Annotated in this window: 13 protein-coding genes and 2 pseudogenes; 6 read left to right on the plus strand and 9 right to left on the minus strand. The window is 68.0% G+C overall.

Annotated features, from left to right (window positions below):
• Nucleotides 1-694: 694 nt before the first annotated feature.
• The 4 genes and pseudogenes from ACFXKG_RS01195 to ACFXKG_RS01210 form a co-directional block, all read right to left on the minus strand.
• Nucleotides 695-1,440 (minus strand): annotated as a pseudogene (locus tag ACFXKG_RS01195) (IS5 family transposase); the annotation flags it as partial.
• Nucleotides 1,427-2,254 (minus strand): DUF3626 domain-containing protein, encoded by an 828-nt coding sequence (locus tag ACFXKG_RS01200; RefSeq protein WP_384831717.1) that lies wholly within the window; start codon nucleotides 2,252-2,254, stop codon nucleotides 1,427-1,429. The pseudogene ACFXKG_RS01195 and the gene ACFXKG_RS01200, both read right to left, overlap by 14 nt.
• Nucleotides 2,255-2,576: 322 nt before the next feature.
• On the minus strand, nucleotides 2,577-2,981 hold the full coding sequence (locus tag ACFXKG_RS01205; RefSeq protein WP_384830346.1) for a peptidase inhibitor family I36 protein: 405 nt from the start codon (nucleotides 2,979-2,981) through the stop codon (nucleotides 2,577-2,579).
• An 890-nt stretch (nucleotides 2,982-3,871) separates the two neighbouring features.
• Nucleotides 3,872-4,309, minus strand: coding sequence for a hypothetical protein (locus ACFXKG_RS01210; RefSeq protein WP_384830349.1), 438 nt, complete (start codon nucleotides 4,307-4,309; stop codon nucleotides 3,872-3,874).
• Between the two features lie 356 nt (nucleotides 4,310-4,665).
• Here ACFXKG_RS01210 and ACFXKG_RS01215 point away from each other — a divergent pair, with 356 nt between their 5' ends.
• The 4 genes and pseudogenes from ACFXKG_RS01215 to ACFXKG_RS01230 all read left to right on the plus strand — a co-directional run bounded on the left by ACFXKG_RS01215 (nucleotide 4,666) and on the right by ACFXKG_RS01230 (nucleotide 6,920).
• Nucleotides 4,666-4,914, plus strand: a complete 249-nt coding sequence (locus tag ACFXKG_RS01215; protein ID WP_384830352.1) for a hypothetical protein — start codon at nucleotides 4,666-4,668, stop codon at nucleotides 4,912-4,914.
• A 420-nt stretch (nucleotides 4,915-5,334) separates the two neighbouring features.
• On the plus strand, nucleotides 5,335-5,664 hold the full coding sequence (locus tag ACFXKG_RS01220) for a hypothetical protein (RefSeq protein WP_384830355.1): 330 nt from the start codon (nucleotides 5,335-5,337) through the stop codon (nucleotides 5,662-5,664).
• Nucleotides 5,665-5,670: 6 nt separating this feature from the next.
• Nucleotides 5,671-6,489, plus strand: a pseudogene (locus tag ACFXKG_RS01225) (IS5 family transposase).
• Complete coding sequence (locus ACFXKG_RS01230) at nucleotides 6,486-6,920, plus strand: VOC family protein (RefSeq protein ID WP_384830358.1); 435 nt, start codon at nucleotides 6,486-6,488, stop codon at nucleotides 6,918-6,920. The pseudogene ACFXKG_RS01225 and the gene ACFXKG_RS01230 overlap by 4 nt, the downstream one beginning before the upstream one ends.
• Nucleotides 6,921-7,097: 177 nt before the next feature.
• On the opposite strand, the gene ACFXKG_RS01235 is transcribed toward ACFXKG_RS01230, so the two are convergent.
• The 3 genes from ACFXKG_RS01235 to ACFXKG_RS01245 form a co-directional block, all read right to left on the minus strand.
• Nucleotides 7,098-7,346, minus strand: a complete 249-nt coding sequence (locus ACFXKG_RS01235) for a hypothetical protein (protein ID WP_384830361.1) — start codon at nucleotides 7,344-7,346, stop codon at nucleotides 7,098-7,100.
• Nucleotides 7,347-7,516: 170 nt separating this feature from the next.
• A complete protein-coding gene (locus tag ACFXKG_RS01240) occupies nucleotides 7,517-9,484 on the minus strand; it encodes an ABC transporter ATP-binding protein (RefSeq protein ID WP_384831720.1) in 1,968 nt (655 codons plus the stop codon).
• 54 nt (nucleotides 9,485-9,538) lie between these two features.
• Nucleotides 9,539-9,679 carry a hypothetical protein gene (locus ACFXKG_RS01245; RefSeq protein ID WP_384830364.1) on the minus strand — a complete coding sequence of 47 codons (141 nt, stop codon included), beginning with the start codon at nucleotides 9,677-9,679 and terminating at the stop codon, nucleotides 9,539-9,541.
• A 482-nt stretch (nucleotides 9,680-10,161) separates the two neighbouring features.
• On the opposite strand from ACFXKG_RS01245, the gene ACFXKG_RS01250 reads away from it, so the two are divergent.
• Nucleotides 10,162-11,151, plus strand: coding sequence for an NAD(P)-dependent alcohol dehydrogenase (locus ACFXKG_RS01250; RefSeq protein WP_384830366.1), 990 nt, complete (start codon nucleotides 10,162-10,164; stop codon nucleotides 11,149-11,151).
• A gap of 491 nt (nucleotides 11,152-11,642) precedes the next feature.
• Here ACFXKG_RS01250 and ACFXKG_RS01255 read toward each other — a convergent pair whose 3' ends face one another.
• Complete coding sequence (locus ACFXKG_RS01255) at nucleotides 11,643-11,996, minus strand: helix-turn-helix domain-containing protein (protein WP_384830369.1); 354 nt, start codon at nucleotides 11,994-11,996, stop codon at nucleotides 11,643-11,645.
• Nucleotides 11,997-12,119: 123 nt separating this feature from the next.
• Here ACFXKG_RS01255 and ACFXKG_RS01260 point away from each other — a divergent pair, with 123 nt between their 5' ends.
• The gene (locus ACFXKG_RS01260) at nucleotides 12,120-12,800 is read left to right on the plus strand and encodes an HAD family hydrolase (protein WP_384830372.1); all 681 of its coding nucleotides are present in this window, start codon (nucleotides 12,120-12,122) and stop codon (nucleotides 12,798-12,800) included.
• Between the two features lie 340 nt (nucleotides 12,801-13,140).
• On the opposite strand, the gene metE is transcribed toward ACFXKG_RS01260, so the two are convergent.
• The gene (metE, locus tag ACFXKG_RS01265) at nucleotides 13,141-15,459 is read right to left on the minus strand and encodes a 5-methyltetrahydropteroyltriglutamate--homocysteine S-methyltransferase (protein ID WP_384830374.1); all 2,319 of its coding nucleotides are present in this window, start codon (nucleotides 15,457-15,459) and stop codon (nucleotides 13,141-13,143) included.
• Nucleotides 15,460-15,464 lie beyond the last annotated feature (5 nt).

A 15,464-nucleotide genomic window follows, 5' to 3' on the forward strand; every position in this document is an offset into this window, starting at 1 on the left:
CATGAAGGAGGCGGTCGAGTTCCGCGGTCGAGTACCAGATGTCGGACAGTTGCCGGTCGGGTGAGGTGCGGATGGTTGTGTCGGGCGGTGTGGAGCGGGTGGGCATGGAGTCCTGGAAGTAGAGAGGCAGGTGACAGCAGGAGAAGTTCCGGAGGGGGTGCGCGGGGGTAACTCACCCTTCAAGTCTCCGAACCTTCACCGGTTACCCCAACCGGCGATCACCTGCTGTAACCCGCCGCGTTCTCAGGACAACCCGCATCGGACAGATGCAGGGCACCTGGTTATCGGCCAATTCCGAAGGAACCCGGAAAGCGCGGATGCGGGTCCGGGCAGAGATGGAGTGGGCGGCTCGGTGTTACCGATGGTGATGAGTATCTGCCGGTGCTGCTGTCGATGTTGAAGTCGCACCAGTGCAGGGAGCCCGTCCCGGTACCGGGGAACGCTCCGGAGGCGCTCGTAGACTTCGTCATGAAGTTGTCCACCTGGTAGCGCTGACCTGCTAATTTGTGATCCTAAGGGCTCCTGACCTGCGTGTATGTGTCTTTCACTGTCTTTCAGTTTCGTGCTGCGTTATGTAGCCGATTCTCCCCACGCGCTCCCCAAGCCTTCGGATACTCCCCAGATTCTCCCCAGGGGTGCTAATGCCACGGGCACTGTGCCTGGGGCGGGCGGGTGTTCGTTTAGCTGTATGCCAGTAGTGCTCGGCCTTGCGTTCGTAGCGGCGGTGCAGACGACGGCACCCGGACAGCCAGGCCACCGTCCGCTCCACGGTCCAGCGGCGACGACCGAGACGCTGGGAGGATTCGATGCCCCTGCGCGCGATGCGCGGCGTGATGTTCCGAGAACGGAGCCATGCCCGCAGGCGGTCGTAGTCGTAGCCCTTGTCGCCGTGCAGTTTGGCCGGACGGCTGCGTCGCGCCCCATGGCGGGAGCGGATGGGCGGTATGCCCCGGACGAGGGGTTCGAGACCCTGGCTGTCATGGGTGTTGGCGGCGGAGATGCCGATGGAGAGGGGCAGACCCGTCCGCTCCGTGAGCAAGTGGATCTTCGACCCTTTCTTGCCGTGATCGACAGAATTCGGACCTGTCAGCTCCCCCCTTTGAGGGCTCGCATGTTCACGGAGTCGATCGCGCACCGCGACCAGTCCAGCTCCCCGCGGGCGCCGAGCTAGTCCAGCACCAGGTGGTGGAGCTTCGCCCACACCCGCGCCGCGGTCCACTCGGAGAACCGCCGGTGGACCGTCTGCCGCGAGGCGCCGAAGACGGGCGGCAACTGCCGCCAGGTACACTCCGACGTGGCGACAAAGATAATCGCGGCGAGTGCCGCGCGATCATCAACCCGTCGACGGCCGCCGCCTTGCGGCCTTGTGGGGACCTGCGGTCTCACAGCACGGAACAATTCCCACAGTCCCTCCGGCACCAGCCTCTCAATGAAGGCCATCGAGTACAGCCCCCTCCATCACTGCCGGGGTCACCGATCTCTCCGTGGCCTTCCAGGGAGACCCGAATCGCGCCAGGTAGTGCCACACCTTCTTAACCGCCTGGGGGTCGTAGAGGCCGGCACGTGCGGCGTCTCCGACGATCCGAGGATCGAGCATGCCGTCGACCGCGATCCGCGCGCCCAAGTCGACGTATTCCGGGCCGCGATAGCCGGGGTGACGTCGGAGTTCCTCAACCCCGAGTCGGAAGCCGGGGTGCCACTCCACCGGGCAGTCGAGACGCAGAGCCGCGTCCTCGACCGTCGTGCCTCGGTAACAGGGGTCCAGCACCAACGCCTCCATATCGCATTGCAGCTGGACCGACGCGTGCACCTGCGCCTCGATGTAGTCATCAAGCTCGTCCTGACGATCGGCGCAAGCAAGCTCGATAAGCCCCATGCGGACCGCGACACCGAAATCTGACGGTTCGAGGTAACTGTCCGGGTAGCAGAACGTGCTGCGCGTCAGTGTCTGGGCCGTCAGCCGGAAGTGGGCCGAGCCGAACCGCGGCGCCCCTCCGACCGGCTTGCGGCGGAAGTTCAATGCTCCGTAGACGGGCCGCTCATGGGCGGCCGCTTTGTCGTACGCACCGTCGAAGATCCGGCTCTCCCAGCGCCACCGGTCGCCGCCTGGATGCGCGGTCAGGCCGCCGTTGCTGGTTCCCGTGACGAACTGCGAGTGGTAGACGCCGCCTTCGGCCATAGCATCCAGGATCGGCTTGCCGCGCAGCAGACGGTCCGGGTGAAAGTTGAGGGTCACCCGCAATGCCGGGTCCATCGGAGGTCCCGACGCCAGTTCCGCGACATGCCGAAGGGCCTGTTCCTGCGCTGTCCGGAAGGCTGCAGAGCTCATCAGCTCAGTTTCCCCAACCTGATCAACCGGTGCACGCGGATTGTCCACCGACATCCCGTTCCAGCGTGACGGAGCGTTGATTGATCACCAATCGAGACGATTTCTGAAGCCGATCAGACGGCCTCGGCTCGGCGGGGCTGGCGGAGCTCACGCTGGCCGTCGAACGGCTCGCGCCACTGGCCATGCACCCACCGGGACCGAGATGTCACAACTCTACTCTCGTGAGGGCTGCAGCAAGGATGGTCCTCTAATATGGCTTTGCCGACCCCATGCAGAACACGTCTGAGTAGGAATACCAGTGAGGATCGACAGCTACATTCGTGTCGCTGCTAAATGCACCTGGCCCCAACGTCTTTCTTGAGTACCAGTTGTTCAGATCAGATGTCTCCCAAAGGGTGATCTTTACCGGCAAGTTGTTGACCCAGGAGCGCACACCGACGCCGCCGGGAGTAAATCCGTAATCTGAAAGCCAGTAGCAAGCGTTCGTGCTCGCGGTGGTCGCCCTAAGGCTCGTGAAGTCCTTCCCGGAGTAAAGACATGCCTTTCCTGACGGACACCCACCGACGGCAGCAGCCGGAGAAGCACTGAGGGCGGAAGCGGCGATAGCCGACATAGCGGCAAGCGCGATAGACGCAGATCTAACCTTCTCCATGATTCTCCATTCGCTATTCTCTCTCAGCGGAGATTGACGCAGTGGCAGGCTGTGATTACTTCGTGATCCGGACCGGTGAACCGGTTGTACAGGACGGTGAGGCGGCGGCAGCCGACGGCCGGAGGAATGGCTAGGCGACAGAGGTCGAGACGTGGCCCGCTGTTTCTCAGGTGTGGGCGGGAATGTACGAACTGCATTGCTTGCGGGCACCCTTGACCATGCGCAGGCGGCACCGGCGGCGCCACCGACCTGCGCGACACCGTCGTGAGCGAGGAGGGCTGCTGATGAGCCAGCCCGGATACAGCCCCCGCCGCACCACCGGCCGGACCCCTTCACGTCCTGGACCTCGCCACCGCCCGCCCAGCCGGCTCACCGCGCGGCAGCGCCGCCGCGAGCGACCACTGCCTCACCCGCCGACCGCGCACGCAACGTCGTTGTCTCCCGCCCCTGCAACACCACGGACACCGCCCAGCACTTCCCGACCTGTCCGCAGAGTAAACAGGCAGCCGTCCCTCCCGCCGCCCGGCCCGGGACAGCGGGAGGGACGACCCGCCAGGCCGCCGGCGGCAGCGTCCTCGCCCACTTCGACGTCATCCTCGCCGCGGCCATACCCGAACTCGTCGGCCATGTCCGGGCCGTGGCGTTCGATACGTACGCCCGGCGTCCGGACGTCGCCCCCGACCCCCGGCGGACGGGACCAGGCTGCGCTGGAGCGCGCCGAAGCTGATCGCCGCGGCCAACGAACGGGTACGGGCGGTGAAGGTCCGTCGCGTCCTGCCGCCCGCCCTGTGCAGACCGGCATCGTCCCGGTGGCCGCCGCCCAGATGTCAGCTCATTAGACTCCCAGAAGGCCCTGTGGCCAGGGCAAATGGAGAAGAGTGACTGGAATATTAGAGGTCGGGGTTGGTGGCGGTGGGGGTCTCACAGCTGCTCAGCACTGTTGTCCCTTCGATAGTGGCAACCTGCACTTTGGCGTAGATGATCTGCAAGTCGTCCTGTGCACTGGTATTCCAGATTTTACCGTGCCCATTCCCGTCGTAGACCTTGTGCCACGGCCAGTACTTCTTCACGCCGCGGTGGTCATAGGTGATCAAGCGGATTCCGACGTGATGCCCGTCGGCCTTCGTGTCATACACCCTCAGGGATATCCCTCTGATCATCCACAGGCTCGAAAAGGTGCCGGTCCAGCTTCCTTCCGACCCGCCGTCCGGCGCCCTGCAAGAACCGCTTGCGGTAATAGTGGCGGCCGAGGCTGGCGTTGCCAAAATCGGAACGAGACCAACTGACATGGCCAGTGCTGCGGTTGAAGCTATGGTGCGAAACCTCATGATGATTCCTAACCTCGTAGCATCGAGACGCGAACGAGAATTAATGCCACCGTGGGAGTGATGGCGGAATCGATATTGCCGCACTGTCGGAAGAATGTCTTTATCCGAGAGTCCAAACGTCTTGACGATGCGTCTACAGCCAGTCCCGAGTGGTCGCCACCGTCTTGATGTCTGTTCCGGCGCTGGCAGCGTGACGGCACCTGGAAGCGGAGCGAGATCGAGCAGCTCCCCGCCGCCCTCGTGCGTTGGGCGCCGGCCGGCACCGGCGCCGAGGAGGGCGAGGTTCTCTTCGAGGACCTCGCCCGCGGCGAGGACATCGGCGCGACCGAGGCGGCCGCCCCCGGCTCGGAGGTGGCGTGAGCCGCTGCTACCGCCTCCAGTACGCCCCGCCCGCCGACCAGGCCCGCCACACCATGCCGCCCGCGCTCCGGGCCGCCTTCGACGCCGGGATGCAGCGGCTGGCCACCGCCCCGTACGGTCTGGATTCCGCGCCGATCGACAAGGACGACGACCGGCGCCAGGCCGTGGTCGCCGGTACGGTCATCCGCTACTACGTCAGCCAGGACGTCCTGGCGGTGACCGTCGTCCGCGTCGTCTACGTGTGACTCGCTTCGTCTCCATCTCCAGTTCGTACCGCGAACCCCGGCCTCCGCCGCGTGCGCGGTCACGGCCACGTGCACCTCGTCTGCTGCGTCCCGCCACGGCCGCCAGCTCTCCGGGGTGTACGCCTCCCGGCGCGCGGCGTTCGACGTGCGCTGGAGATGTATCAGACGGTCGGGTACCTCGGGTCTCTCCTCTTTCGCCAAGGGCGGATCGTACGCCCCGGGCTCCGCGATGCCACGAACGCGTCGCGCCCTTGCCCCGCCGTCGACGACGCAGCCGTTTCGAGTGCGGCCTGCGAGGCACCCACCACGGCGGCTGAGGAGAGACCTGAAGCTGTGACATCAGCTCGCTTCTTCGGCGAGCTTGTCGTTTAACCCTCCGCACGGACTTGGTCGTTGCCGACTGCGTTAACGGTGGTCAGGATGACGGGCATGGCCGTGTCACCTGCAACACGTCGGCTCTGCGACACCACCTTTTCGTATGACGAGGCTGTGAGTGCCCTGTCACTCCTGGACCTCTATGCAGGCCCGGAACGTGAACGCGTGCATCAAGCTGCGGTCCAGCTGAGCGGAGGACGACTCGACAGACTCCGTAAGTGGCTCGATGAAGCCAAACGCAACCCGGAGACCGTGCTGTGGTTTGGCGAGTCGCCTTCCGGCGTCTCCGCGGACACACACGCCTTTGGGGTGGAGTTCATCAATGCCTATCTGGACAAGCACCCTGATACACCAGCGGAGTCTGGGAGTGAGTGACAGCGTCTGTCAGGCAGGTCGGGCCGCGAAATCGAACGATTGTCTCAAACTTTGTCGGGGTTCAACGGGATCCTGTACCGGCAGCGCACGGGGGTGCCCTGGCGGGACCTGCCCGCGCGTTTCGGTGACTGGAAGACCGCGTACGAGCGGCACAGACGCTGGTCGGCGGGACGGCACCTGGGACGGAGTTTTCGCGTCCGTCCTGGCCGACGCCGACGCGGAGGGCCGCATCGACTGGTCGATGGTGAGTGTGGACTCCACCTCTTGCCGGGCCCACCAGCACGCCGCCGGAGCCCGCAAGAGACGCCCGCGGATTCCGGGGGAAGACGCCACGCCCCGGCAGCACCGCCCTGACGAGGGACTCGGGCGCTCCCGGGGCGGCCTGACCAGCAGGATCCACCTCGCCGGGGAAGGCGGGCGCGGACCACTCGCGTTCCTGATCACACCAGGCCAGTGGAGAGATGCCCCGCTGTTCGTCCCCGTCATGGAACGGATCCGGGTAGCCCGACTCAATGGCGGCCGGCCCCGCACCCGCCCCGGCCAACTTGGCGGCGACAAGGCGTACTCCTCCCGCCGTAACCGCCGCTACCTTGCGCAGACGCCAGATTGCACACCATCCCAGAACCGAAAAGCCAGCGGGCCAACCGTCAACGACGCGGCAGCAAGGGCGGTCGGCCCACCGGCTTCGACAAGACGACCTACAGAAGAAGGAACGAAGTCGAGCGGACGATTAACGGCCTCAAGAACTCCCGGGCCGTGGCCACGAGATACGACAAGAGAGTTGTGCCTCGACTGTCAGAGGTGCGCAGTACGGTCCCTCCATGACAACCAGAATCGACCTGACGCTTGATGCTGCGGACGCGCAGGCTCTTGCCGTCTTCTGGAAGACGGCCCTTGGCTATGTCGACGAGCCACCGCCTGCTCCCTTCAAGACACGCGAGGAGTGGTTCGCGCAGTTCGACCTGCCAGAGAACGACTCCGTGGACGACGGCGCATGGCTCTGTGATCCCGACGGCGTCGGCCCGCGCCTCTGCATCCTCAAGGTCCCCGAGCCCAAGACAGCGAAGAACCGGCTCCACATCGACGTCCGAGTGCCAGGGCACGGCAGTCCTGACGAACGATGGGCACGGATCAAGGCGGAGTCCGAACGCCTGGTGCGAGCCGACGGGACCATCCTGGAGAAGTTCGACGGACACCATGTCCTGATGGCCGACCCGGAGGGTAACGAGTTCTGCGTCGGCGCAGCCTCTGCGTGATGGTTCAACAGGAACGAAGGCCCCGCCCCCAACCAGACAACGGCGACTGGTCACATGATCCGCCGGACAGGTCCTGGAAGTCCACGCTCTGGGCGGTCCGCCTGCGGGCCGCCCAGTTGCCGGATCTCCTGTGCGTATCGTGCCGACGCTGCTGCTCCCGGGCGAGGTGTCTCCTGATTACGGAGTGGGCCGGAGGCTGGTGACCAGGTCGATCACCGGCTGGTCGCTGTGCTCCAGGGCCGTGGTGTAGAGCGATTGAAGGCGCGCCAGGGCTGTTCGGGTGGGCCGGTCGTCCACGCCCGGTACGTCGTAGCGCAGCGCGGGGCGAGCGCTGTCGGCGAGGTCTCGGGCGTCCGCATCGGCGGGAACCCACCGGGGCTTGCCTCGTTCCCGGCCTGCCCGGTAGGCGCGGCCCGGCCGGACCATGCGGGCGTGAAGGCACTCGCGGGTCCAGGAACACGGCCGGGTGCGGTCTCGGGAAACGGGGGCGAGTATTGCGGGCACGGTGTACCCGCGCTTCGGAGTGTCGTTGCCGTGCCGACGAGGTCGTGCACAACGGGGTGCCGCCCCACGGGGCCGGCTGTGCGGCGGCGTGCCTATCCTGCCGCGGCCGCGATGTCCGCAGGGTCTCCGCCGAGGTCCGTGCGGGGCGGAAGGTCATGAGGCTCCGTCTTCTCGTGGTTCCGGGTGTGTGCGCCGTCGCCGGCCGAGCCGTGCTCGAACTGCGTGCGGTACAGCTCCGCGTACCGTCCCTCCGCGGCGAGAAGTTCTTCGTGTGTGCCCCGTTCCACGATCCGGCCGTCCTCGACCACGAGGATCAGATCGGCGGCCCGTACGGTGGAGAGCCGGTGCGCGATCACGACGGCGGTACGGCCTTCCAGAGCCTCGGCGAGCGCCGCCTGGACCGCCGCCTCGGAGGTGTTGTCGAGATGCGCGGTCGCCTCGTCGAGGATCACGACACGCTGGCGGGCGAGCAGCAGCCGGGCGATGGTCATGCGCTGGCGTTCGCCGCCGGAGAGCCGGTAGCCGCGCTCACCGACGACGGTCGCGAGCCCATCGGGCAGCGACCGGACGAGACCGTCGAGGCGGGCCCGGCGCAGCACGTCCCACAGCTCGTCGTCGGTGGCCCCGGGCCGGGCGAGCAGCAGGTTGGCGCGTACGGACTCGTGGAAGAGATGACCGTCCTGGGTGACCATGCCGAGCGTGGCGCGGAGTGAATCGGCGGACAGGTCGCGTACGTCGACACCGCCGATACGGACGGCGCCCGCGTCGGTGTCGTACAGGCGCGGGAGGAGTTGCGCGATGGTCGACTTGCCCGCGCCGGACGAGCCCACGAGGGCGACCGTCCGGCCGGGCTCGGCGCGGAACGAGATCCCGTGCAGCACCTCGGCGCCGCTGCGGGTGTCGAGCGAGGCGACCTCTTCCAGCGAGGCGAGGGAGACCTTGTCGGCGGAGGGGTAGCCGAAGTGTACGGAGTCGAACTCGACGGAGACCGGCCCGTCGGGAACCCGCCGCGCGTCGGGCCGCTCCGCGATGAGGGGCTGGAGGCCGAGGACTTCGAAGACCCGCTCGAAGCTGACGAGGGCGCTCATCACCTCGACACGCGCGCCGGCGAGCGCGGTCAGCGGCGCGTACAGGCGGACCAGAAGCAGGGAGAGCGCGACCACGGCGCCGGGGTCGAGGCTGCCGCGCAGGGCGTAGGAGCCGCCGAGCCCGTAGACGAGTGCCAGGGCCAGCGCGGAGACGAGGGTCAGGGCGGTGATGAACGTGGACTGCGCCATGGCCGTACGGACCCCGATGTCCCGCACCCTGCGGGCCCGCGCCGCGAACTCGGCGGACTCGTCGTCGGGCCGCCCGAACAGCTTGATCAGGGTGGCGCCCGGTGCCGAGAACCGCTCGGTCATCCGGTTGCCCATCGCCGCGTTGAGGTCGGCGGCCTCCCGCTGGAGCCTCGCCATACGGGTGCCCATCCGGCGCGCGGGCACCACGAACACGGGCAGCAGGATGAGCGCGAGGAGCGTGATCTGCCAGGAGAGCGTGAGCATGACGGCGAGGGTCAGCAGCAGCGTCACCACATTGCTGACGACACCGGAGAGCGTGTTGCTGAAGGCGCGCTGCGCGCCGATCACATCGTTGTTGAGCCGGCTGACCAGGGCGCCGGTACGGGTACGGGTGAAGAAGGCGACAGGCATGCGCTGGACGTGGTCGAAGACCGCGATCCGCAGATCCAGGATCAGCCCCTCACCGAGGGTGGCGGAGAGCCGGCGGCCGAGAAGGCCCAGACCCGCTTCGACGACGGCGATGAACGCGATCAGCAACGCGAGCCGGACCACGAGCCGTTGGTCACCGCCGGACACGATCGCGTCGACGACACGGCCCGCGAGGACGGGTGTCGCCACCGCGAGCAGCGCGGTGGCGACACCGAGCAGGACGAACTGGATGATGCGGCGGCGGTGCGGCCGGGCGAAACCGGCGATTCCGCGGAGGGTGGCACGGGCGAAGGGCCGACGCTCGGGCCGGGCGTTCATGACGTTCTGCAACTGCGTCCAGGCTGTGCTCTCCATACTCATGGAAGGAACCTAGAACCTCAAGTGACCTTGAGGTCAACTCGCTCTCGATCAGCGGATCTCCACCAGGCGCCCGGAGCGACGGCGCCGCGGTTCTTCGGCGGTGTCCATGCCGATGGTCGTCAGGGGCGGGTCGTGCCGGTCGATCCGGGCTGTCGGCTGTCCTCCCTTCTGCGGATGTGTCTCCGCCAAGCCGATCCTCTCCGTGAGATCAACCGGCGGAAGCGGTCTGGTCGTCCACGTGCTTCACGAGCATGTCCGGCATCCCCGGCCAGGTCGTCGAGCGAGCTCCGCGTCGTCGAACGGCAGCCCTCCATGGGCGCGATCGGGGTCGGGATCCCGATCGCGATCGGTCTGTTCGCGCAGTTCGGCGCGGTCGTGGTGGCTCCCCGGGCAGCTGGTTCGCGGCCCCGGCCGTGCTCCGTGGCGGAGCGGCGCCGACCGCACCGGCCGCCCGGCTCCATACCCGCAGCCCCGCCGGGCGGGTTCTCCACGCCGGAGCCGCCTGACGGGTTTTCCATGGGCCGCCCACCGCGTGCGTCCGAACAGAATTCCTGGCTCGGAAGACGCGGCCGGTGGCCATTGACGGCTCCACCGCGCACGCCTACGTTGCCCTCATCCGTACGCCGGACATGCGCTGTTCATGACGGAACCAGAGGATACGGGGGCAGGGGATGAAGGCAGTGCTCCAGGAGCGGTTCGGGCCGCCGGACGTGCTGCGGCTACGGGACGTCGACCGGCCTCGGCCCGGGGGCGGCCAGGTGCTGGTCCGGGTGCGCGCCGCCGCGCTCAACCCGTACGACTGGCACATGATGCGCGGCGATCCGTACGCGGCGCGGCTGCTGGGCGGTATGGGGCTGAGGCGTCCGAAGCACCGCGTGGCCGGCATCGACGCGGCCGGGGTGGTGGAGGCGGTCGGCGCCGATGCGGGAGGGCTCAGGCCCGGGACCCCGGTGCTGGGCTTCTGTACGGGAGCTTTCGCCGAATACGCTTGTGCGGAGGCGGAGTTGCTGGTCCGCAAGCCCGAGCGTCTCTCCTTCGAGCAGGCGGCGGCCGTGCCGATGGGAGCGGTGACCGCCCTGCGCGGCATCCGGACGGTGGGCCAGGTCGCGGCGGGGCAGCGGGTGCTGGTCAACGGGGCGGGCGGTGGTGTGGGCACCTTCGCCGTACAGATCGCGGCGGCCCTGGACGCGGAGGTCACCGGGGTGTGCAGCGCAGGCAGTGTCGAGATGGTGCGCTCGCTGGGCGCCGCGCACGTCATCGACTACGCCCGCGGGGATTTCACCGGGCGCCTGGCTCGCTACGACGTGATCCTGGACAACGTGGGGAATCTGTCGCCGAGCCGGCTGCGCCGGGCGCTCACCCCGACCGGAATCCTGGTGGCCAACGGCGGCGGCTCGCCCGGCCGGGTGTTCGGGGCCATCGGCTCCATGCTGAGAGTGGCCGCAGTCAACGCCGTCACCCGGCACACCCTGCGTCCGATCGCCCCGGCGACCCCGGGTGGTCCGGCCCGGGAAGATCTCCTCGCCGTGACCGCGCTCATCGAGGCCGGGAAGGTCACTCCCGTGGTCGGCCGGACCCACTCGCTGGCCGAGACGGCCGAGGCCATGGGCCATGTAGAGGCGGGCCACTCCCGCGGCAAGACCGTCATCACCATGCCCTGACCCAGAGGCCGCGGGTCCAGCTCGCCCCACGGGCGGGATCAGCCGATCCGCCCCGCCGGCCCCGCGTCCGCGTCTGGGACCGCTGCCCCGACACCGCCGCTCCCACACGGCGGGTTCCCGGGCAGAGCTGTCCGGCACCGGTTCTCCGGGGAGTGTGCGGCGATCGCCGTCGGCTGCGCCAACGCGCCGGTCGGTATCACCCTCGCCCGATAGCGGGCCGAGCACGTCGGGGCAGGGTCGCGGCCGTCGGGCTGGCGGCCTGTTTCGTGCGTTTGAGGGGCTGTCCCTGGTTGGGGTGCCGGTAAGAATGCTGTCATCAGCCGCGAACGGCGAGGGTCTCAGCCAGGACCGCGTGATCCGCAACGGCAACCACACCATCGTCGTCGCCTGACCGGAACCTCGCAGAAAGGCGGCTCCACCATGACGACAATCACCGACGGCAGGAAAATTGCACGCGACGTCCGCACCAAGGTTGCCGAGGACGTCGCCGCTTACACCGCCACTCTTTCGCGCAGATCAACCACTGGTACCGCCGGTGTTTTCTTGCTGATGGGTCTGCCGTAACCGATGAGGGCACGGGCGACGTCGGGCACGGCTCCATTCGGCACGGTCGGCTCGGTCGACCCGGTAGTGACGATGTCGTTGAGCAGGGCACCGATCGGCACTCCCAGCTCGGCAGCGAGACGAGACAGAACGTCGACGGAAGGTACCTTCTTGTTGCCCTCGATCAGGGACAAATAGCGCTCGGAGATGCCGCACAGCCCTGCGATGACCGGTTGACTGCGGCCGGTTGCTCTCCGGTAGCGCTTGACCCGATCGCCGAGCCGGGTGTGTGGAGGCTCCATACCCGCCCTTTCGATGGCTGAGCAGTGACGCCAGGGTAGGGCTCGTTTTGAACGGTGGCCACATGGTGCCCCCTCGAACGTGTGAGAGCTTGTAGCGAGCGAGCCCAAGCAGTTGGAGGACGGATGGCGCGGCTGGTGCTGTGGGATATTGATCACACGCTCATCTCGACACGTGGCGTGGGGCGGGAACTGTCCGCCGCCGCGTTCGAGCGAACGACCGGCATACCGATGCGTGAGCAGGCGGCCATCGACGGCATCACCGAGCCAGTCATCTTCCGGGAGACCGCGAAGCTCCACGGTCTTACGACTGATCGGGCGGAATTTGAGCGATTCGCCCAGGCGCTCGCTGAGGAGCATCTCGCTCACTCTGCCGAGTTGCGTGAACGTGGCCATGCTCTCCCCGGCGCGACTGGTGCACTGGACGCGCTCGCGTCAGCAGGCGTCACCCAGACCGTGGTCACGGGCAACATTCGGTCGGCGGGAGAGATCAAGCTCAGTGTTTTTGGCCTCGACCGTCACATCGTCTGGAGCATCGGCGCGTACGGCGAGGACGCAGAGGACCGTGCCGACCTGGTCCGGCTGTCACTCGAACGAGCGGGCTGCCCAGCGGCTGACGCAGTACTCATCGGCGATACGCCGGCCGACATAGCGGGTGGTGGCGCCAACGGGGTACGCATCGTCGCAGTAGCGACGGGGAGGAGTGGCAAGAGCGTACTGAGGAGCGCGGGGGCCGATGCCGTTCTGCCGGACCTTCGAAGTCTCGATGTGTTTCTTGAAGCCGTTCTACCGAACAGAGACAGGTGAGCGGAACCCGACTTCACACCTTCCGGACACGTCGGCAAAAAACCATTGGGCGGGTAAGTCGAATGTGTCCTGCCCTCGCGGAGGGTTGGGCGTATTCGGTTCAGGAGCCATAGGTGCCGTGCGACCCCGTGCCCACAGGAGCGATGCCGTCAACCCGTCTCGGAGCGTATGGGGCGAGGTCTGTAGTCGTGCTTCATGGTTCGTTGCGGCGGGGCTCGTTCGCCTCACGCTTGGGGACCAGTTGGGGACCACAAGGTCCAGCGGGGCTGTCCGGCTGCCCGCGGCTTGGGGCCGGGGGAGGAAAGCGGGTGCTTCCTCCCCCGGCCGACCGGGCTTTCGGTCAGGACGTGGTGAGTTCCTCGCGGACCGCGCGGGCGGCGGTGACCAGGTTCTCCAGGGACGCGCGGGTCTCGGGCCAGCCACGGGTCTTCAGCCCGCAGTCGGGGTTGACCCACAGCCTTTCGGCGGGGATGGCCTTGAGGCCGGCCCGCAGCAGATCAGCGGCTTCCCGCGCGCTGGGCACGCGCGGGGAGTGGATGTCGTACACGCCGGGTCCGGCCTCGCGCGCATAGCCGTGCGATGCCAGTTCACGGGCGACCTGCATGTGCGAGCGGGCGGCCTCCAGGCTGATGACGTCGGCGTCGAGATCGTCGATCGCCTGCACGATGTCGCCGAACTCGGCGTAGCACATGTGCGTGTGGATCTGCGTGCCCGGCCGTACTCCGCTGGTGCTGAGCCGGAACGCCTCGGTGGCCCAGCTCAGATACGCCGGACGGTCGGCGGCCCGCAGCGGCAGGGTCTCGCGCAGCGCCGGCTCGTCCACCTGGATCACCGAAGTGCCGCCCGCTTCGAGGTCGTTCACCTCGTCACGCAGGGCCAGGGCGACTTGGCGTGCGGTGTCGCCGAGGGGCTGGTCGTCGCGGACGAAGGACCAGGCGAGCATGGTGACCGGGCCGGTGAGCATGCCCTTGACCGGGCGTGAGGTGAGGGACTGGGCGTATGCCGTCCAGCGTACGGTCATCGGCTCGGGGCGGGAGATGTCCCCGGCGAGGATCGGTGGACGCACGTACCGGGTGCCGTAGGACTGCACCCAGCCGTGCTGGGTGGCGAGGTAACCGGTGAGCTGTTCGGCGAAGTACTGCACCATGTCGTTGCGCTCGGGCTCGCCGTGCACCAGGACGTCGATCCCGGTCTCCTCCTGGAAGGACACGACCTCGTCGATCTCGGCGCGGATGCGCTCCTCGTAACCGGCTGTGTCGATGCGTCCGGCGCGCAGGTCGGCGCGGGCCGTGCGCAGTTCGCCGGTCTGAGGGAAGGAGCCGATGGTGGTGGTCGGCAGCAGCGGCAGGCCGAGGTGGGAGCGCTGGGCGGTGGCCCGCTCGGCGTACGGCTGGGAGCGGCGGGTGTCGGTGTCCGTGACGGCGGCGGTGCGGATGCGGACGGCCGGGTCGTGGGTGAGGGGAGAGTTCGAGCGGGAGGCGAGGTCGGCGCGATTCGCGGCCAGCTCGCCCGCGATCGCGTCGGTCCCGTGCGCCAGGCCCCTGGCGAGGGTGACGGTCTCGGCGGTCTTCTGTCGGGCGAAGGCGAGCCAGCGCAGGATCTGCGGATCGATGTCCCGTTCGGCGGACGTGTCGAGGGGGACGTGCAGGAGGGAGCAGGAGGCGGCCACATCGACCCGGTCGGCCAGTCCGAGCAGGGTGCCGAGGGTGGCGAGGGACTTGGCCAGGTCGTTGATCCAGATGTTGCGGCCATTGACGACACCGGCGATCAGGCGCTTGCCGGACAGTCCGCCCACGGCGGCGAGATCGTCGAGGTTGGCGGCTGCGGCATCGGTGAAGTCCAGGGCGAGTCCGTCGACCGGCGCCTTGGCGAGGACGGGCAGAGCCTCGCCGAGCCGGTCGAAGTAGGAGGCGACCAGGAGCTTGGGCCGGTCGGTGCGGGCACCGAGGTCGCGGTAGGCGTGGGCGGCGGCGTTCAGGTCGGCCGGGGTGCGGTCCTGGACCAGGGCGGGCTCGTCCAACTGCACCCACTCCGCGCCTGCCGCGCGCAGGTCGGCGAGGACTTCCGCGTACACGGGGAGCAGCCGGTCCAGCAGGGTGAGCGGCTCGAAGTCCGCGGGCACGGCGGGGGCGGGCTTGGCGAGCAGCAGGTAGGTGACCGGGCCGACCAGTACCGGCCGGGCGCTCAGCCCGAGGGCGAGGGCTTCTTTCAACTCGGCGACCTGCTTGGTCGAGTCAGCCGTGAAGACCGTGTCCGGGCCCAGCTCGGGCACCAGGTAGTGGTAGTTGGTGTCGAACCACTTGGTCATCTCCAGTGGTGCGACGTCCTGAGTGCCGCGGGCCATGGCGAAGTAGCCGTCCAGCGGATCGACGGACACTGCGGCACGGTGGCGCGCGGGGATCGCACCGACCATGACGGTGGTGTCCAGGACATGGTCGTAGTACGAGAAGTCGCCGGTCGGGACCTCGGTGATGCCGGCGTCGGCGAGCTGCCGCCAGCTGCGGACGCGCAGGTCGGCGGCGGCGGAGCGGAGGGCGTCGGCGGGGACACGGCCCTTCCAGTAGGCCTCGATCGCCCTCTTGAGTTCCCGGTTCGGACCCTGGCGGGGGTAGCCGTACACGGTGGCCCGTGCTGCCGCGGCTGCGGACTTCGTTGTCACGGAAA

The organism is Streptomyces sp. NPDC059255 (assembly GCF_042752355.1).
In the GTDB taxonomy this organism is placed as follows: Bacteria; Actinomycetota; Actinomycetes; order Streptomycetales; family Streptomycetaceae; genus Streptomyces.